The following is an 18,956-nucleotide window of genomic DNA, read 5'->3' as shown; positions in this document are numbered from 1 at the left end:
CCATGAAGACATCGAGCATATCCAGTCTTACCATCCAGAACGCGATGCGTCTCACGATCAGTGATGCGCAAAAGCAGATGTCGGATGCTCAGACAGAAGTGACGACCGGCAAATACGCAGATGTCGGAACAGAATTGGGCGCCAAGACTTCTTCGGCGGTGGATCTCAACCGGGATTCTCTGCGCTTGCAGTCACTGATGGACACCAATTCCATCGTCTCGACCCGTCTCGATGCATCTCAGACGGCGTTGGATACGATTGCATCGGCAGCAACGACAATGCAGTCGACGCTGGTTGGTCTTGGTACCAGCACTGACAGTACGACGCTGGACTCCGCGCAAAAGACCATGAAAAGCGCAATGGACAGCTTCATTGACGCCGCAAATACCTCTGTGAACGGTGAATATCTGTTTTCTGGCATCAATACCGATGTGAAGCCGATCACCGATTACTACTATATCGATGACGACGATAATGAAACGGACGCCAAGCAGAATTTCGACAATCTGTTTTCCGGATATTTCGGCATGTCGCCTGACGATGATGGCGTCAGTGGCATCACCGCTGATCAGATGGACGATTTCATGGAGAACGTCCTTGAGCCATCCTTTGACGGGGCGGACTGGACGGACAATTGGTCGGCGGCCACCGATGAGACAATGTCGAGCCGGATCAGCAAAAACGAAGTTATTCAAAGCTCATCCAGCGCCAACTCCGATGGCTTCCGCTATACGGGCCTTGTTTCGGTGATCGGCAGCGAAATGCTGAATGGCAATTACTCGACCGAAACCCGCAATGCGATGATCTCCAAGGCGATCGAATATTCCGGTCTTGCCGTTTCCGGCATCAATGACGAGCGCACACAATTGGGCCTTTCCCAGGAACGGGTCACCAATGCAAACGATTCCTTAACGTCCCAGAAGGACATTATTGAAAACCAATTAAGCGATTTGACCGGTGTGGATGCCTATGAAGCATCGACCCGTTTGAACAACCTGCAATCTTTGGTCGAGACGTCATACACCTTGACCGCACGCTTGCAGAAGCTCAGCCTTGTGGATTACCTTTGATGATCAAGGGTGGGGTGGAGTAGAGGAAATCTAGATGTACCAGTTTTCCTACAATGAGATTATGGAGGATGGGGTTGCCGACGCTAAGGAGCGTGAGCGCCAGGTTCTCGACAGATCGATAGACTTGCTGAGCCAGGCCCGGACTGCCGGACGATACGGTCGTGAAGGCATTGAGGCTCTTTACTATACGTGCCGCGTCTGGATCCGCTTCATTGAGGATCTCAAGCAGCCGGACAACCAGCTTGGCACGGAACTCCGCGCCAATCTCATTTCAATTGCCCTTTGGATATTGAAGGAATGTGACCGCATCAGAAAGCGGGAATCCGACAATTACCAAGGCATAATCGATGTAACCACCATCATCAGGGATGGACTTAAATGAAGAGCACCTTGCGAATCTCGCTGAAATCCGGGGAACGAATCTTTATCAATGGTGCCGTTTTGCGCGTCGATCGGAAGGTTGCCCTCGAATTCTTGAACGATGTAACCTTTCTGCTGGAAAACCACGTGCTCCAGCCGGAAGACGCCAATACCCCGCTCCGCCAGCTCTATTTCATTGCCCAGATGATTCTCATCAATCCGGAAGGCAAGGAACAGACGATGACCATGTTCCGCAAGTCGATCGTGATGTTGCTCTCCTGCTTCCAGGATGACGAGATCCTGGCCGAACTGAAGCGGATCGATGCCCAGGTTGTCTCAGGACGCGCCTTCGATGCGTTGAAGGCCATTCGCGGTCTTTATCCGCTCGAGGATCGTATCCTGAACAACCAGGAAATGGCACCGGCAACCATCGAACAGATCCGCAAGGAGATTGCGCCATGGCGGTAGACGCGACGACCTCAGCGACATCAACGAGTTCCTCGTCCTCTTCGAGTTCGGCGACTTATACCAATCCGTTCGCCAACGCATCCGCCAACTCGGACGCGGCAGACGCATCCATGGACTATAACAGCTTCCTTCAGCTTCTGATCGCGCAGTTGCAGAACCAGGACCCGACGGATCCGATGTCTGCCACGGAGCAGGTGTCTCAGCTTGCAACTTATTCGCAGGTCGAGCAATCCATCAAGACCAATACCTTGCTGCGCTCCATGTTGCAGGCGGAAGCCTTGACACGGGCTGGCGATATCGTCGGCAAGACGGTGACAAGCTCGGACGGCGAAACGACGGGTGTTGTCTCCAACGTCAAGGTCGCCGATGACGCCGTGACACTCACCACCAGCAGCGGTGGCACAGTAGAGTTGCAGACCGGCGTCAACTTCTCGAGCGGCTCCTGACCGGTCATTTCCATTCTGCCGGAACCGGTCGAGATGGAAAATGCAAAAGGCTTTAACGACTGTGAAATTCCTCAAATCGATTGGGATTTGAGGAATTTTGCTTTATCAATTGAGTCGTGTCAGGCGGCATGATGTCGCTGGAGGAATGCTGATGAATGAAGCTGATGCCCTCGATATCATGCGCGCCGCTGTATGGACCGTGCTGGTTGCCTCGGGGCCAGCCGTTCTGGCGGCGATGATCGTCGGCGTCGTGGTCGCCCTGATCCAGGCATTGACCCAGATCCAGGAAATGACCCTGACATTCGTCCCGAAAATCGTTGCGATCATGGTGACGATCGGTATTTCCGCTCCCTTCGTGGGTTCCCAAATTTCGATTTTTGCCAATCTGGTGTTTTCCCGGGTCCAATCAGGGTTTTAAAGCAATCCGCAGCCGTTCGGCCTGAGACATTCGCCTTGAGATAAGGGCATCCTCGCGCAAGCTTTGTCCGCTAGTCCTGTCGCCATAATGGCGGATTCTCGTTCCGCCAGCCTTCTCATGAAGAGACGGAACAGGACATGGCGCAAGCACCGACGACCTCACTTCCGACAATTGCCAATAATCGCGGCCGAGAAATCGGCTTTGCCATGGGCATTGTCGCTATTCTCTGCATTCTCTTTCTGCCGATCCCACCCTTCCTGATCGATATGGGGCTGGCGTTTTCCATTGCCCTTTCCGTTCTGATCCTGATGGTGTCGCTCTGGATACAACGGCCGCTGGATTTCTCCTCTTTCCCGACCATTCTTCTGATTTCGACCATGGTGCGCCTGTCGCTGAATATCGCGACGACCCGGGTTATCCTGTCGCATGGTCATCAGGGTCATGATGCGGCGGGCAGTGTCATTGCCGGTTTTGCCAACCTGGTCATGTCCGGCGATTTCGTGATCGGTCTGATCGTGTTTGCGATCCTGGTCACCGTCAACTTCATCGTCATCACCAAGGGTGCCACCCGTATCGCGGAAGTCGGCGCCCGATTCACGCTGGATGCCATTCCCGGCAAGCAGATGGCGATCGATGCCGATCTCTCGGCGGGGATCATCGAGGAAAGCGAAGCACAACGCCGGCGCAAGGAACTGGAGCAGGAAAGCTCCTTCTTCGGCGCCATGGACGGTGCCTCGAAATTCGTGCGCGGCGATGCGGTCGCTGGTCTGATCATCACCGCCATCAATATCTTCGGTGGCATTATCATCGGTTACTTCCGCCATGGCATGCCGATCAGCGAAGCAGCCGATGTGTTCGTCAAGCTTTCGGTGGGCGATGGTCTGGTCTCGCAGATTCCCGCTCTGATCGTCTCGCTCGCCGCCGGCCTGCTCGTCACCCGTGGCGGCAATGCCGGGTCCACGGACGAAGCGGTCATCAACCAGCTGAGCGGCTATCCGCGCGCGTTGTCGGTTGCCTCCGGTCTGATGTTCCTTCTGGCGATCATTCCGGGCCTGCCCTTGCTGCCCTTCGTGATCCTGGGTGGCATCATGGCGTTCGGCAGCTGGTACATTCCCCGCCAGGTGGAAGCCGTCAACCTTGCGAAGCGCCAGGTCGAGGAAAAGAAGGTTATTCAGAACAAGGAAGCCGAAAAGGATTCGGTCAAGAGCGTGCTGAAAACCTCCGAGATCGAGTTGGCGCTCGGCAAGCTGGTTTCTACCCGCCTGCTTGGCTCGCATCAGGAACTTGCTTTCCGCGTCGGCAAGATGCGCAAGAAATTCGCCAGCCAATACGGTTTTGTCGTGCCTGAAATCAAGGTGACGGATGATATCGCCATCCCGGACAAGTCTTATCATATTCGGGTCCACGGCACGACCATCGCCTCGAACCTGTTGCGGGTTGGCGAAGTGCTTGTTGTCACCGGCAATGGCCGCAAGCCGCGCATTCCCGGCGACGAAATTCGCGAACCCGCCTTTGGCATGCCAGCCGTGTCGATCATGGAAGCCTTTACCGAAGATCTGAAGCGTGAAGGTTTCCATCCAATCGACAATGTCTCTGTCGTTCTGACTCATTTGAGCGAGGTTATCCGCAACAATCTGCCGCAGCTCTTGTCCTATAAGGACGTGAAAATCCTGATCGATCGGCTCGATCCTGAATATAAGAAGCTGGCAGACGAAATCTGCTCCTCGCATATGTCCTATTCCGGCTTGCAAGCCGTGCTGAAACTGTTGTTGGCTGAACGGGTGTCGATCCGTAACCTGCATTTGATCCTCGAGGCCGTGGCCGAACTGGCGCCGCATGTACGCAAGACCGAGCAGATCGTCGAGCATGTGCGCGTGCGAATGGCGCAGCAATTGTGCGGCGATCTGACCGACAATGGCGTGCTGCGGGTCTTGCGTCTGGGCAGCAAATGGGATCTGGTCTTCCACCAGGCCCTCAAGCGCGACAACAAGGGCGAGGTTGTCGAATTCGATATCGACCCGCGGTCGCTGGAAGAGTTCAGCGAACAGGCAAGCCGGGTTATCCGTGAATTCATGGACCGCGGCCTGCCTTTCGTGCTTGTCACGTCGCCGGAAACGCGGTCTTATGTGCGCATGATTATTGAACGCCTGTTTGCAACCCTGCCGGTGCTATCACATGTCGAATTGGCCAAGGGCATCGAAATCAAGATTCTGGGATCGATTTCATGATCACTGATCCGCAAGGATCGGTACTGGCGGTGTTCCTGGTTTTTTGCCGTATCGGTTCCTGTTTCATGACCATGCCGGGCTTTGCCTCCTCGCGCATTCCCACCCAGATCCGCCTGTTGGTCGCGTTTGCGGTCTCCATTGCCTGCACGCCGCTCGTCTGGGATACGGTTTATCCCAGGGTGAGCGGCGGGGGCTCGATTTTCGTCGCGCTGATCTTTACGGAAACGCTGATCGGCGCGGTCTTTGGGCTGATTACCCGATTTTTCACGCTGGGCCTGCAATTTGCCGGTGCGATTCTGACGATGATGATCGGTTTCAACAGCACGGCCACGGCGGATGTTCTGGAAGACGGCGCCGAAAACCAGATGACCAACATGATCAGCTTTTGCGGGCTGATGATGTTGTTCATGATGGATTTTCACCATGTCATCTTCCGGGCGTTGATCGACAGCTATACGGTCATGCCGATGGGCGGCGTGCCAGATACCCAGAAAATGCTGATAACGCTGACGGATACTGCCTCGCGGACCTATATGCTGATGCTGCGGCTTTCCAGTCCCTTCATCATCTATGGCCTGATGTTCAATCTTGGTGTTGGCCTGGTCAACAAGCTGGCACCGCAGATCCCGGTCTATTACATCTCCACCCCCTATCTTATCACCGGGGGAATGCTGCTGGTCTATTGGTCGATCGGGGTGATGATGCGCCAGTTTGCCGATGCTTTCATACCGATCTTCCTGGGGCATTAGAGTTTGTCCGGAAGAAGTGTTGCGCGGTTTTGCGTCCGGAAATGCGTAGAAGCAAAAACTTAGAGATTTTCAATCTTCAAAAGCGAAGATGCTCTAGCATGAGAGGGGCACTGATATGACAGAGCCAAGGATGCCAGGGATGAGTGCGATGCTCTCGATGAGGCCGTGTCATGGGACCCGATAAGAAATCCAGGAAATTGAAGCGGCTGGTGGCCGTGCAGCGGCATCTGGAAAAGATCGCCGAGTACGATCTCGTCGAGACCGCGCGCCAGCGTCAGGAAATCGCCGCTGGCCTCGAACGGGTGATCGAGGCTCTGGGTTCGATGGACCCGGTGCATAGGCTGTTTGCCCAATCCTATGCGGACCGCTTCGACCGGCTTTCGGGCGATGACCGGCGCATGGCCGATGTGCAGCGGGTGCAGGAAAACAAGGTTCTGCGCCAGCGTACCAAGGCGGAACGTCTGCAAGACAAGATGCTCGAGGCGCGCGGACACGAGGACCGCGAGGCCGAGGACGAAGCGCTTCAGGACCTGATCGACCTGACATTTGCCACACCAGCCTCCAGCAAGCTTCACGAGAGATAGTGGTTCCAGTTGATTTTCAGGGAACGAACACCGTGGCTATTTCTCCTCCAAGCGATCTTGTTATGGATGTTGTGCGGGCGGCCGAGCCGTCTGCCATGGCAGAGGCCCAGCAAAGGCTGCAATCGGCCCGCGCCAGTGTGCAGGCTGCCAGTCTGAACGAAAAAAGCGCTGGTTTCGAAGTGGCGATGAACACTTTGAACGACGGCGCTTCCACCAAGGCGGGGCTGGCCAATCGCGCCACCAATACGATCAAGGCGAGCGATATCCCCAAGCCCTACCGGCAATATGAAGGTATCGTGTTGCAGAATTTCATTTCCAACATGCTGCCCAAAGATAGCGAAGCCGTTTTTGGCAAGGGCAATGCTGGTGAAATCTGGAAGAGCATGATGGCCGAGCAGATCGGCAATACCATTTCTGAGCGTGGTGGTGTTGGCATTGCCAAGCAGATGTATGCCGATGAAATGGCGAAACTGCGCAACAAGGGCGCCCAGAACGCCACGACAGACCCCGCTCAGCAGAACATGGCGCAGATGCGGCTTGACGAGATCGAGCGCAAGTCACTCGGCCTTTCGGGTTCCGAGGACGCAACCGACACGGTAAAGGCGCCTTTTTCTGGCGCAGCCACAGTCTGATCTTGTCGCCGTAAGGCACATAGTTCGTAAGCGAGGCATGATTTTCCACATGCCTTGGGATGCCTGCCTTGCGACTGGGCTCATCCTGACAATATGCGCAGATTAAAAGTGACACCAGCCCCGGCGCCACAGCGCAGGCGCTTGGCGGTCGGAATTCAAGGAACAGATTTTTCATGGAACATGTGTCCAACGACTACCGGATCAAGACCGTTCTCGGTCGTCTCGAAATGATTGTCGACAACGAGAATCATCGAATCGGCAATGATCCGCAGTTTGATTTCAAGGTCTCGAACGCCCACAAAAGCCGGTGCCTCTACGAACTGACAATGTTGTTTCGCGATACCGATCCCAAGGAAATTGCCATCAATTATGTCGAGCAGATGCATGGGCTGAAGAAAAAGCTGGCCTTGAACGCAAGACGGGTCGAGGCGCATCTGGATGCCGTGCGCGCGGTGGCCGATATTCTGCGCAGCGCCGTTCAGGATGCCGATAATGATGGTACCTATTCCCAGGAACAGTTTCTCTACAGAGAAAATTAATGGTCAAGATTGTCATTGCTGGCGTATGGGCCTGCATCGTCGCTCTCGTCGCCGTCTACTTTTCCATCCAGGTGGCCACCGCGCCGCCGCCGGTCGAAGTGGTCAAGGGACCGCCGACTGAGGTGGTGCGCGGCGAAGCCATCACTGTGCCATTTCTCGAGAACGGCAAGGTGAAAGGCTATTTCATCGGCCGGTTCTCCTTCATGGTCGACAAGGAAAAAGCTGGCGCCATGCAAATGCCGATGACGGCACTGATGACAGACCAATTGTTTACCTTGCTGGTCGGCAACTCGATGGTTGATCTGTCGAAATCGACCAAGCTCGATGTCGAGGCGTTCAAGCAGGCCATCAAGACCGGCATCAACAAGCGCCTCGGCAGCGATGTCATCAATGACGTGCTGATCGAGCAACTGGACTTCCTTGGCAAGGACGATATCCGCGAAGGCGGTGGCGGCAAACCGAAGCTGCTGCCAGCGGTCAAGATCGTTGAAGGAGAGAAGGCACCGGAAAGTGCAGCGCCTGCGCATTGACACGAACGGCCATTGACGATGGCGGTTCCTGCTCCGGTTTCGACTATTTCAAGCGTTTGATGCGTTGAGATATTCGAAATCCTTTGAGGGCGAGGATGCGGTTCACATCTTCGCGCCTTCTTATGAGAGACATGGCTGGAGCGATTGCGGTAAACGAAGTATAAACGAAAAGCCTGTATTTCTAGCGGGCTACTTAAGTCGGATTTTATGCCTGCCTGTTATTCTGCGCATGGTTTCAATCTGGCTTGTCATGTTTATGAACACAGTTACCACGCGCAAAGCCCCTCTCGCAGATGCTGATGAACAGATCAGCACGGCGCGCCTTATTCATAGGGTTCGCCAGGATCTGGCCGGAGATTGGGGTCGCCTCCATCATGATGATGAGTTCCACCCGATGAACCTGATTTCAACCGCAGAGCAGATTGCCCCGAAAAAGATCCTGTTCGGCATGCCGGTCTTCGATCTCTCCTGGGTTTCCGGCCTTAGCCTGATCGCTCAATATGCGGCAACGCCTGGCGCGCACGCACAGGTGTCCTTCCTGAATGCCAACAATATCAATATCATGCTCAAGGACGCCGCCTATCGCGATGTTCTTAAAGGACATATCGTCCTGCCTGATGGGATCGGCATGGATCTGGCAGCGAGCATCATCGATGGCGAGCCCTTTGCGGCCAATCTGAACGGTACGGATTTCGTGCCTGCACTGTTTACCTATATGGAAGAGCCGCGCCGTATCGGCCTGATCGGCGCAAAGCCCGGCGTGCTGGCGGGTGCCGTCGCTCGTTTCCGCAAACATGCGCCATGGCATGAATTCGTACCGGTGGCCGACGGCTTTTTCGATAGTGAGGAACTGCCGATCATCCTTGAGCGGCTTGAAGATGCCAAGATCGACGTGCTGCTGGTCGGCATGGGCACCCCCTTGCAGGAAAAATGGATTGCCCAGCATATCAAGCCGCAGCATGCGCGCGTGGTGTTCGGGGTTGGCGCGCTGTTTGATTTTGTCTCGGGCACCATGCCGCGCGCACCGCAATGGATGCGCAAGATCCGCTGTGAATGGCTCTACCGGTTGACACGGGAGCCGAGCCGGTTGTGGCGGCGGTATCTGATCGGTATTCCGGTCTTCCTCTTGCATGTGCTGCGCTTCAAGCTATCGGCCCGCCGCGACAAGGCGGACGCGCAACAGTAACCGCATATCAACCAGCCTTCACCGATTACGATGATTTTTTGATGCCAGCCCGTGTTTTTGCGTTTGAAAGCGCAGACGGCAGTGATAGCTAGCGTTGTCCCATGAGCCAGAAGTGAGATGGCTCCTATGCCTTTCAGCGAGAGGAAACCTAGCGTGGCAACGGTGATTGACGGAAAGCAGGTCGCGGCATCTGTTCTTGACAAAGTCAAAGCATGTTCGGCGACATTCGAGGCGGACACCGGCGGCAAGATTGGTCTTGTCGTGGTGATCGTAGGGGATGATCCGGCCAGTCATGTTTATGTCAGTTCCAAGGGCAGGATGGCCAAGGAATGCGGTTTCAATTCCGTTCAGTATAAACTGCCGGCAGAGACATCGCAGCAGGAGCTTCTGGCCCTTGTTCAAACGCTGAATGATGATTCAGCTATTCACGGCATTCTGGTGCAGCTGCCATTGCCCAAGCATATTGACAGCGAACGCGTCATCCAATCCATTCTTCCACAAAAGGATGTCGACGGGTTGCATGTCGTCAATGCTGGCAAGCTGGCGACCGGCGATTTGGAAACGGGAATCATTTCCTGCACCCCGGCAGGCGCCATGCTGCTGGTAAGGCAAATTCATGGTACCGATCTTTCCGGCCTTAATGCACTGGTCATTGGTCGCTCCAACCTGTTCGGTAAGCCGATGGCGCAGCTCCTGCTCAATGCCAATGCCACCGTCACCATTGCCCATTCTCGCAGCCGGAACATATCGGTTCTGGCCCGCCAGGCGGATATTTTGGTGGCGGCGGTTGGCCGCGCCGAGATGGTGAAGTCCGATTGGATCAAGGATGGTGCCACGGTGATTGACGTTGGTGTCAATCGTGTTCCGGCCCCTGAAAAGGGCGAGGGCAAGACCAAGCTGGTCGGAGACGTGGCCTATGGGGAATGTGCCGTCAAAGCTGCTGCCATCACCCCCGTTCCCGGCGGTGTCGGTCCGATGACCATCGCCATGCTGATGGCCAATGCGGTGATCGCGGCCTATCGTGGCGCAGGCAAGCAGCCGCCGAAATTCTGAGTCATTTTCCAGGCGCCGGGCCGGTCGAGGCCCGGATCACCAGTTCAGCCTGCCAGATTTCCTGGAGGGGAGGCCCGTCCGGGAGCTGGGCGATGTCGGCGATCAGCCGTTGCGCCACCCGCCGGCCAGCGTCTCTCAGCGATGAGCGTGTCGTGGTCAGCGGCACCCGGAAATGCTCCGGTTTCAACAGCGGCAGGTCGTCGTCATGGGCGACCAGCGAAATATCCTGACCCACCGTCAGCCCGGCATCGTTGATGGCCCGCACAGCCCCTAGCGCCAGCACCGTACTGGCGCAGAGGACGGCGGTCGGACGCTCCGGTTGATGGAGCAGGGCGCTCATCTTCCGGTAGCCCCATTCGTCGGTCATCAGCGTATGGCTGATTGCCTCAGGCGGCAGGGCAAGGCCTGCGGCTGCAAGCGCCTTTTGCGTGCCTTGCAATCGGCGCAGGGCGAAATCGAGGTCTGCAGGGCCGTTCAAAAGCGCAAATCGACGGTGTCCAAGCCCGATCATCAGATCCGTCGCCTGCCGGAAGGCGCCTTCATTGTCGATATCAAGATAGGGATAGTCCTCGGCAATGCCCTGCGAGCGGCCATGCACGATGAAGGGCACCGAAAGCGATTTCGCCATGGCGATGCGGGGATCGCTGGCCCTGAGATAGGCAAGATAGAACGCATCCACCGCGCCGCTGCCGACTAGACCGCGAATGGCCTGCTCTTCCGCCTGGGGATGGGCCGGAATGATCACAAAGTGAAATTCATGCTGAAGACAGGTCTCGGCAAGCCCGCTCTGGAATTCCGCGAAATGGATGTCGGAGCTGCGATCCGGGGAAATCGGCATGACCAGTCCGAGCGACCCGGCCTTGCCGGTTGCCAGCCGCAGGGCTGCGCGGTTGGGCCGATAGCCGGTCTCGGCAGCGGCCTTGGCAACGCGCTGGCGGGTCTCTTCATTGACCTCCGGATAGCCGTTCAACGCCCGGCTGATCGTTGTCTGCGACAGGCCGAGCAGCTGCGACAATTGCTTCAAATTCACGAGGTTTACGTCTCCCTTCGCTCGGGTCTCCCGTGCCCAAAGCGCTTGCAAATTATCAGCAGAGGCGCGTGCTGCAAATCGAAAATCTATTTTTAAACCCAATCCCTTTCCCAAACCGGCCGCTGCTCCATTTTTAAGGAGACAGAATGGTTTCGTCTTTTTGAAAAGGCTTGACTCTGCCACGTGCAATGGAGATGTTTGCTCACCAAAGCGCTTTGGAAGCTGGATAACGGTGATGGCAGGATCACCCCGGCTCGGGAAACAGGCCATTGGAAACAGGCATTGGGAAAAGGGAGGACTTTCGTGAAAAAACATCTGCTTATGGGGATTGCCGCTTTATGCCTGGTTGCAGGCGGCGCAAACAGCGCCGAACTGAAGTTCAAACCGGGCGAAGATGCGAGGTTCAACTGGAAGAGCTATGAGGAGTTTTCCAAGTCTCACCAATTGAAGGGCCAGACGATCACGATTTTCGGCCCCTGGCGTGGCGAAGACCAGGCGCTGTTTGAAAGCGTGCTCGACTATTTCCGCCAGGCCACTGGCGCCGATGTGAAATATTCCTCCTCGGAAAATTACGAGCAGCAGATCGTCATCGATACCCAGGCGGGCAGCCCGCCCAATGTCGCCATTCTCGCCCAGCCCGGTCTGGTCGCCGATCTCGCCTCCAAGGGTGCCTTGACGCCGTTGGGTGAGGAGAATGGACAATGGCTGAAGGACAATTTCTCCGCCGGTCAGTCCTGGGTTGATCTTGCCACCTTCAAGGGCAAGGACGGCAAGCCGCAAATCTATGGCTTCCCCTACAAGATCGATATCAAGTCGCTGATCTGGTATGTGCCTGAGAATTTCGAGGATGCGGGCTATGATGTGCCCAAGTCGATGGAAGAGTTGAAGGCACTGACCGAAAAGATCGCTGCCGATGGCGGCACGCCGTGGTGCATCGGGCTCGGTTCCGGCGGCGCGACCGGCTGGCCTGCGACCGACTGGGTCGAAGACATGATGCTGCGGCTCTATCCGGCTGATGTCTACGATAAATGGGTGAAGAACGAGATCAAGTTCGACGATCCGCAAGTGGTGAAGGCCATCGAGGATTATGGCTGGTTCTCGCGCAATCCGAAATTCGTCGATGGCGGTGCGGCGGGCGTGGCATCTACCGATTTCCGCGATAGCCCGAAGGGCCTGTTTACCTCCCCGCCGAAATGCTACCTGCATCATCAGGCATCGTTCATTCCATCCTTCTTCCCGCAGGGCACGGTCGTTGGTCAGGACGTCGATTTCTTCCCAACTCCGAATTATGCCAGCAAGCCTGAACTCGGCAATCCCGTGGAAGGGGCGGGCACCCTGGCGATGATCACCAAGGATTCGCCTGGCGCGCGTGCCTTTATCGACTTCATCAAGACCCCGATCGCCCATGAGGTCTGGATGGCGCAATCCGGCTTCCTGACCGCCTTTAAGGCGGCCAACCAGGAAACCTATGCCAACGACCCCTTGAAGAAACAGGGCAAGATCCTGCTCGACGCCACGACGTTCCGGTTTGACGGTTCCGACCTGATGCCGGGCAAGATCGGTGCGGGCGCGTTCTGGACCGCCATGGTCGATTATGCCGGTGGAAAATCCGCCGACGAAGTCGCCAAGGGCATCCAGAAATCCTGGGACGGCCTGAAATAACGCTGCAATCGCCCGGGTATCGCAGCCTCAATCAGCTGCGATACCCGGGCATCCATATCGATAAGACGGGTTGGGAGGCCGGGTCCGTGGAACAGCTTTTATACGCATCGATTACCATCGTTATCGGCGTGGGTGCGGCGCTGGCCTATTTCTTCGGGTCGAACTTCATTCTCGACCGGCTGTTTCCCTCCAATATCCCGGATCTTTCCCGCGCTTCGCACAATCTGCGGATCGCAGGTCAGATCAGGCCCTGGCTGTTCCTCGGCCCGGCGCTGCTGTCGCTCGGTATCTATCTGGTCTATCCGCTGTTTTCGTCGATTACCTATTCGCTTTACGACCGGTCCGGCACCCAGTTCGTCGGTCTGGACAATTACCGCTGGATGATTTTCGACCGTGAATTCCGGGAATCGATCTTCAACAATATCCTCTGGCTGATCGTGGTGCCGACCGGCGCCACCCTGTTCGGTCTGGTTATTGCGGCCCTGACCGACCGGATCTGGTGGGGCAATATCGCCAAGTCACTGATTTTCATGCCGATGGCGATTTCCTTTGTCGGTGCCTCGGTCATCTGGAAATTCGTCTATGATTACCGCGACGCGAATGCCGAGCAGATCGGCCTTCTCAACGCCATTGTCGTCTGGTTCGGCGGTACGCCGCAGGTATGGATTTCACTGCCGTTCTGGAACAATTTCTTCCTGATGGTCATCCTGATCTGGATTCAAACCGGCTTTGCCATGGTGCTGCTGTCGGCGGCCCTGCGCGGTATTCCCGAGGAAACCATCGAGGCTGCGGTGATCGATGGCGCCAATCCCTGGCAGATTTTCATGAAGATCAAGGTGCCGCAGATATGGGGCACGATTGCCGTAGTCTGGACGACGATTACTATCCTGGTGCTGAAGGTCTTCGATATCGTGCTGGCCATGACCAATGGCCAATGGCAGACCCAGGTTCTCGCCAACCTGATGTTTGACTGGATGTTCCGAGGCGGCGGCGATTTCGGGCGAGGGGCTGCCATTGCCGTGGTGATCATGCTGATGGTGGTGCCGATCATGATCTGGAATATCCGCAATGCACGCCGGGAAATGGGAGGCCATTGAGATGCGCACACGGGTTCTCTCTCCGCTGAATATTGCTGTTCATACGACGGTTCTGCTGCTGGTGCTGGTCTGGACCATTCCGACCATCGGTCTGTTGGTCACCTCGCTGCGCGACAAGAACCAGATCGTCGCTTCCGGCTGGTGGACGGCGCTGACCAGTTCCAGCCAGAAAGGCATTTTTCGCGCCCCCGGCGCCGAAACGCAGCGCCAGGAAGGCGGAACTTACGTGATATCCGGCAATGTGCTGGAAGGCGGGTCCGGCACGATCAGTGCCTTCGGCACATCCAGCCTGAAGCCGGAGGAATTCGAAGCGGGTGCTGCGGCCCAGCTCAAGGACGGCCAAACGTTGACGGTGGCCGCAGACGGCACCTTCAAGCTGACCTCGAATGCATCTTTCGAGGGATCGCGTGGCCAGCGGATTTTCTTCACAGCCGAGCAGCCGCCGCGCTTCAGCCTCGACAACTATCGCACGGTGTTGAATGCCGAGGGCATCGGCAAATCCTTCATCAATTCGCTGACGGTTGCCGTTCCCGCCACCATTATTCCCATTCTGGTGGCCGCCTTTGCCGCCTATGCGCTGGCCTGGATGCCCTTTCCCGGTCGCTCGCTGCTGCTCGCTGGCATTGTCGGCCTGCTGGTCGTGCCACTGCAAATGTCGCTGATCCCGCTTCTGCGGATCTATAATGATGTCGGGGCGTTTTTCGGGGTGCCGTCCAAGACCTATCTTGGCATCTGGCTGGCGCATATGGGCTTTGGCTTGCCACTCGCCATCTATCTCTTGCGCAATTACATCGCCGGATTGCCGCGTGAAATCATGGAATCAGCGCGGGTCGATGGTGCCAGCGATTTCGAGATCTTCATCAAGATCGTGCTGCCGCTGTCCTATCCGGCGCTGGCGTCCTTCGCGATCTTCCAGTTTTTGTGGACCTGGAACGACCTGCTGGTCGCCATGGTGTTTCTGGGGACCGGCAATGAGGAACTGGTGCTGACCGGCCGCCTCGTCAACCTGCTCGGCTCGCGTGGCGCCAATTGGGAAATTCTCACGGCCTCTGCTTTCATCACCATTATCGTGCCGCTTTTGGTGTTTTTCGTGCTGCAACGCTATCTGGTGCGCGGTCTTCTGGCCGGCTCCGTCAAGGGTGGCTGATCGCATTTTCGACGGCTTGTTTTCCCTCCCTCCCTAAATCTCCAACAGGCCAAAATTTCCAAGAGGACAGACATTCATGACTGCTGCTTCCGATAGTGTCGCAATGCCGGACAAGGACTGGTGGCGCGGCGCGGTCATCTATCAGATTTATCCCCGCTCTTTCCAGGATTCCAACGGCGATGGCATTGGCGACCTGAAAGGCATCACCGCCCGTCTGCCGCATGTGGCAGGCCTCGGTGCCGATGCGATCTGGATCTCACCGTTCTTCACTTCGCCGATGAAGGACTTTGGTTATGACGTGTCCAATTACGTCGATGTCGATCCGATGTTCGGCACGCTCAACGATTTCGACGCGCTGATTGCCGAAGCCCACCGCCTCGGCATCAAGGTGATGATCGACCTGGTGATCTCCCACACGTCAGACCAGCATGCATGGTTCGTCGAAAGTCGTTCCAGCCGCTTCAATGCCAGGTCCGACTGGTATGTCTGGTCCGATCCGAAGCCGGATGGCACGCCGCCGAACAATTGGCTGTCGATTTTCGGTGGGTCCGCCTGGCAATGGGACCCGACCCGGATGCAGTATTACCTGCACAACTTCCTGACCTCGCAGCCCGATCTCAACATGCATAATCCGCATGTCCAGGAGGCGGTGCTGGATGCTGTTCGGTTCTGGTTGAAGCGTGGCGTGGACGGGTTCCGTCTGGACACCATCAATTTCTACTTTCATGACCTGGCCTTGCGCGACAATCCGGCGCTCGACCCCGAACGGCGCAATGCGGCGACGGCACCGGCGGTCAATCCCTATAATTTCCAAGAGCATATCTTCGACAAGAACCAGCCGGAAAACCTGGAATTCCTCAAGCGCTTCCGCGCCGTGCTGGACGAGTTTCCAGCGATTGCCGCCGTCGGTGAAGTCGGCGACAGCCAATACGGGCTGCAAATCGCCGGGCAATACACGTCTGGCGGCGACAAGATGCAGATGTGCTATGCCTTCGAATTCCTCGCGCCCGATCCTGTGACGCCAGCGCTGGTCGCCAATACCCAGAAGGCCTTCCAGGATGCCGCGCCTGAGGGCTGGGCTTGCTGGGCCTTTTCCAACCATGATGTGGTGCGCCATGTCAGCCGCTGGGGCGCCAATGTCGCCGACCGTGCCGCCTTCGCCAAGCAGATGGCCGCATTGCTGATGACCCAGCGTGGCTCGGTCTGCATCTATCAGGGCGAGGAACTGGGGCTGACCGAAGCCGATATCGCCTTCGAGGACCTGCAGGACCCCTATGGCATCGAATTCTGGCCGGAATTCAAAGGTCGTGACGGTTGCCGCACGCCGATGGTCTGGGATACGCTGGCCAAGCAATCCGGTTTCAGCGCCGCCGACAAGACATGGTTGCCGATCCCGGTCGAGCACAGCCTCAACGCCGTTCATGTCCAGGAGGGGCATGATGACAGCGTGCTGGAACACTATCGGCGTTTCCTGCATTTCCGCCGAACGCAGCCAGCGCTGATCAAGGGCGAGATCGCCTTCCATACGGTGACGGAAACCGACCTCGTCTATTCCCGCAGCCTGGACGGCGATACAGTATTGTGCGGCTTCAATATGTCGGCCGAACCGGCTGAACTGTCTTTGCCGGATGGAAATTGGCAGGCCCTGGAGGGCCATGGTTTTGCCGGGAGTGTCGCAGGCGGCAAGATCAGCCTTCCAGCCTGGGGCGCCTGGTTCGGTCGCGGTTAAACGGTGAAACTAACAAACGGTCACCTGTCCGGCTCATGGCGAGCCGGACAGATCCAAAACTGAGGAGGGGGAGGACAATGGCAAGCTTGGTCCTGAAAGACATTCGCAAGGCCTATGGACAGGTCAAGGTGCTGCATGGCATCGACCTTGAAATCGCCAAGGGAGAGTTCGTGGTGTTTGTCGGTCCGTCCGGCTGCGGCAAATCCACGCTTTTGCGGATGATTGCCGGGTTGGAGGACATTACCAGCGGCGAGATGCGCATCGATGACCAGATCGTCAATGACGTGCCGCCCTCCAAGCGCGGCATCGCCATGGTCTTCCAGTCCTATGCGTTGTACCCGCATATGACCGTCTATGACAATATGGCTTTCGGCATGCGGATCGCCGGTGAAAGCAAACAGGAAATCGAGCGGCGGGTGCGCGCCGCCGCCGCCATCCTGCAATTGGAACCCTATCTCGACCGTCTGCCCAAGGCGCTGTCGGGGGGGCAGCGCCAGCGCGTGGCCATTGGCCGGGCGATCTGCCGAGATCCGAAAGTCTTTCTGTTCGATGAACCGCTCTCCAATCTCGATGCAGCCCTTCGTGTCGCTACCCGGATTGAAATTGCCCGCCTGCACGAGCAGATGTCCGATACCACGATGATTTATGTCACCCATGATCAGGTCGAGGCGATGACGCTGGCTGACCGGATCGTTGTGTTGTCGGCAGGCCGGATCGAACAGGTCGGCGCGCCGCTGGAGCTTTACGAGCGGCCCGCCAATCTGTTCGTTGCCCAGTTCATCGGTTCGCCCGCCATGAACATCCTGCCGGCCACCATTGTCGAGGCCGGGTCTGAAACGCGCATAGCGCTCAAGGATCGCTCAACCCTGTCGGTGCCGATTGCCGTTCCCACGGAGGATGCGGGCAAGGCGGCCAGTTTCGGGGTAAGGCCGGAGGATCTGACCATTGCCGCCGAAGGTGCGGCGCTGTTTGAAGGCACCGTCTCGCTGGTCGAGGCCCTGGGTGAGGTGACGATGCTCTATGTCGACGGCCCGGTCGAAGGGCAGCCGGTGGTGGTGAAACTGCCGGGCATTGCCAAGGTTGCCAGGGGCGAGCGGCTTCGCTTTGCGGCAGATGGTGAAAAGCTACATCTTTTTGATGCGCAGGGGCAAAGCTACAAGCGTTAATCGCGCTTGATTTCCTATGCATTAACTATGGTAAAAAAGGCAAGCTCGCCAAGGGGGTGGGCAAGCCGGTTTCTCCATTTTCTGTTAAGCTCGTTCCCCTAGCCTGTGTCCAGTGAGGGCGTGAATGGGGTAAGCGTTATGAGTACGGCAGCTGGTCAATCAAATTACCTGCGCAGGGAAGAGTCCTTCATGTATGACCGGGAAGGCCGGTTTCGCATGGAAGACACCATGAATTCCGGGCGTCTGGAATATACCGAGAAAGGCATGAGCCATATGGCGTCGCGCCGCTGCGACATCATCCGTATTTCTCAAAGTGGCGCCGTCATTTCCCTCCTGACGCAGTTCAATCTTCCCAAGCAATTCTATCTGGACATTCCCGATGCCCGCATCAATAAAGTGGGTGGCCTGTTGATGAAGACCTTTTCCAACAATACCGCCGAGATTCGTTTTCTGCGGTTGTTGACCCAGAAGGAACTGGATCGGATTTTCGTGTTCAGCACCCATCCGGCCCATCGTGACCGGGTTCTGGATGTCCGCACCTGGTAATGACAGTAGGCGAGGCAATTTTCGCCAGCAAATCTTTTGTACGGTAGCGTACCAAAAATTAAATATCAGACGCGTTGTCGGGGAGCATTAGCTCCCCGTTTTGTTGTTTGCACCGGGAGAAGTTTCTGGCCGCCTGATGGGGTATCCATTACCCTTTTTACATTCTAAGTAATTGATATTATTGAAGATCGGCGCAGGACCATTTCGATGCGCTGGGCGTCCTGACAGTCCGGCCCTACGTCTTTTACGGGAGTTTCGATCAGTTCCGCCCGAAAGGCCTGCTGCTGCGCGTAGCGCTAAAAATGCCGTAAATCCG

Annotated in this window: 20 protein-coding genes; 19 read left to right on the top strand and 1 reads right to left on the bottom strand. The window is 56.7% G+C overall.

All coding sequences use genetic code 11. The features are described 5' to 3' along the window. Nucleotides 1-2: 2 nt before the first annotated feature. From V6582_RS07530 to V6582_RS07470, 13 genes are all read left to right on the top strand, one after another. Nucleotides 3-1,070, top strand: a complete 1,068-nt coding sequence (locus tag V6582_RS07530) for a flagellar hook-associated family protein (RefSeq protein WP_156631925.1) — start codon at nt 3-5, stop codon at nt 1,068-1,070. A gap of 34 nt (nt 1,071-1,104) precedes the next feature. Further along, entirely contained in the window at nt 1,105-1,452 is a 348-nt protein-coding gene (gene flaF, locus V6582_RS07525) for a flagellar biosynthesis regulator FlaF (RefSeq protein ID WP_156631924.1), read from the top strand. Then, on the top strand, nt 1,449-1,898 hold the full coding sequence (gene flbT, locus V6582_RS07520; protein ID WP_156631923.1) for a flagellar biosynthesis repressor FlbT: 450 nt from the start codon (nt 1,449-1,451) through the stop codon (nt 1,896-1,898). Before flaF ends, flbT begins: the two co-directional genes overlap by 4 nt. After that, nucleotides 1,889-2,344, top strand: coding sequence for a flagellar hook assembly protein FlgD (flgD, locus tag V6582_RS07515; RefSeq protein ID WP_015914970.1), 456 nt, complete (start codon nt 1,889-1,891; stop codon nt 2,342-2,344). The genes flbT and flgD overlap by 10 nt, the downstream gene beginning before the upstream one ends. A 151-nt stretch (nt 2,345-2,495) precedes the next feature. Beyond that, nucleotides 2,496-2,762, top strand: a complete 267-nt coding sequence (gene fliQ / locus V6582_RS07510) for a flagellar biosynthesis protein FliQ (RefSeq protein WP_156631922.1) — start codon at nt 2,496-2,498, stop codon at nt 2,760-2,762. A 137-nt stretch (nt 2,763-2,899) separates the two neighbouring features. Continuing rightward, complete coding sequence (gene flhA, locus V6582_RS07505; RefSeq protein ID WP_156631921.1) at nt 2,900-4,990, top strand: flagellar biosynthesis protein FlhA; 2,091 nt, start codon at nt 2,900-2,902, stop codon at nt 4,988-4,990. After that, a complete protein-coding gene (gene fliR, locus V6582_RS07500) occupies nt 4,987-5,739 on the top strand; it encodes a flagellar biosynthetic protein FliR (protein ID WP_156631920.1) in 753 nt (250 codons plus the stop codon). Before flhA ends, fliR begins: the two co-directional genes overlap by 4 nt. A gap of 170 nt (nt 5,740-5,909) precedes the next feature. Then, nucleotides 5,910-6,323, top strand: coding sequence for a hypothetical protein (locus V6582_RS07495; protein WP_156631919.1), 414 nt, complete (start codon nt 5,910-5,912; stop codon nt 6,321-6,323). Nucleotides 6,324-6,355: 32 nt separating this feature from the next. After that, entirely contained in the window at nt 6,356-6,955 is a 600-nt protein-coding gene (locus tag V6582_RS07490) for a rod-binding protein (RefSeq protein ID WP_337739263.1), read from the top strand. A 173-nt stretch (nt 6,956-7,128) separates the two neighbouring features. Continuing rightward, nucleotides 7,129-7,494, top strand: a complete 366-nt coding sequence (locus V6582_RS07485; protein WP_015914976.1) for a hypothetical protein — start codon at nt 7,129-7,131, stop codon at nt 7,492-7,494. After that, nucleotides 7,494-8,024 carry a hypothetical protein gene (locus tag V6582_RS07480; RefSeq protein WP_156631918.1) on the top strand — a complete coding sequence of 177 codons (531 nt, stop codon included), beginning with the start codon at nt 7,494-7,496 and terminating at the stop codon, nt 8,022-8,024. The genes V6582_RS07485 and V6582_RS07480 overlap by 1 nt, the downstream gene beginning before the upstream one ends. Nucleotides 8,025-8,280: 256 nt before the next feature. Beyond that, the gene (locus V6582_RS07475) at nt 8,281-9,210 is read left to right on the top strand and encodes a WecB/TagA/CpsF family glycosyltransferase (RefSeq protein WP_234889675.1); all 930 of its coding nucleotides are present in this window, start codon (nt 8,281-8,283) and stop codon (nt 9,208-9,210) included. A gap of 153 nt (nt 9,211-9,363) precedes the next feature. Continuing rightward, nucleotides 9,364-10,263, top strand: a complete 900-nt coding sequence (locus V6582_RS07470) for a bifunctional methylenetetrahydrofolate dehydrogenase/methenyltetrahydrofolate cyclohydrolase (RefSeq protein ID WP_337739262.1) — start codon at nt 9,364-9,366, stop codon at nt 10,261-10,263. Between the two features lies 1 nt (nt 10,264). On the opposite strand, the gene V6582_RS07465 is transcribed toward V6582_RS07470, so the two are convergent. After that, entirely contained in the window at nt 10,265-11,293 is a 1,029-nt protein-coding gene (locus tag V6582_RS07465) for a LacI family DNA-binding transcriptional regulator (RefSeq protein WP_337739261.1), read from the bottom strand. A 303-nt stretch (nt 11,294-11,596) separates the two neighbouring features. On the opposite strand from V6582_RS07465, the gene V6582_RS07460 reads away from it, so the two are divergent. The 6 genes from V6582_RS07460 to V6582_RS07435 all read left to right on the top strand — a co-directional run bounded on the left by V6582_RS07460 (nt 11,597) and on the right by V6582_RS07435 (nt 18,640). After that, nucleotides 11,597-12,955 carry an ABC transporter substrate-binding protein gene (locus V6582_RS07460; RefSeq protein ID WP_337739260.1) on the top strand — a complete coding sequence of 453 codons (1,359 nt, stop codon included), beginning with the start codon at nt 11,597-11,599 and terminating at the stop codon, nt 12,953-12,955. Nucleotides 12,956-13,041: 86 nt separating this feature from the next. Next, a complete protein-coding gene (locus tag V6582_RS07455; protein WP_337739259.1) occupies nt 13,042-14,052 on the top strand; it encodes a carbohydrate ABC transporter permease in 1,011 nt (336 codons plus the stop codon). 1 nt (nt 14,053) lies between these two features. Continuing rightward, the gene (locus V6582_RS07450; protein WP_156631915.1) at nt 14,054-15,199 is read left to right on the top strand and encodes a carbohydrate ABC transporter permease; all 1,146 of its coding nucleotides are present in this window, start codon (nt 14,054-14,056) and stop codon (nt 15,197-15,199) included. Between the two features lie 76 nt (nt 15,200-15,275). Continuing rightward, on the top strand, nt 15,276-16,928 hold the full coding sequence (locus V6582_RS07445; protein WP_156631914.1) for an alpha-glucosidase: 1,653 nt from the start codon (nt 15,276-15,278) through the stop codon (nt 16,926-16,928). A gap of 77 nt (nt 16,929-17,005) precedes the next feature. Next, nucleotides 17,006-18,094, top strand: coding sequence for an ABC transporter ATP-binding protein (locus V6582_RS07440; RefSeq protein ID WP_156631913.1), 1,089 nt, complete (start codon nt 17,006-17,008; stop codon nt 18,092-18,094). A 138-nt stretch (nt 18,095-18,232) separates the two neighbouring features. Further along, nucleotides 18,233-18,640, top strand: coding sequence for a hypothetical protein (locus V6582_RS07435; RefSeq protein WP_156631912.1), 408 nt, complete (start codon nt 18,233-18,235; stop codon nt 18,638-18,640). The last annotated feature ends 316 nt before the right edge of the window (nt 18,641-18,956 follow it).

Source organism: Agrobacterium vitis (genome assembly GCF_037039395.1).
GTDB lineage: Bacteria > Pseudomonadota > Alphaproteobacteria > Rhizobiales > Rhizobiaceae > Allorhizobium > Allorhizobium vitis_E.
This window is presented reverse-complemented; position numbering and strand designations above follow the sequence as displayed.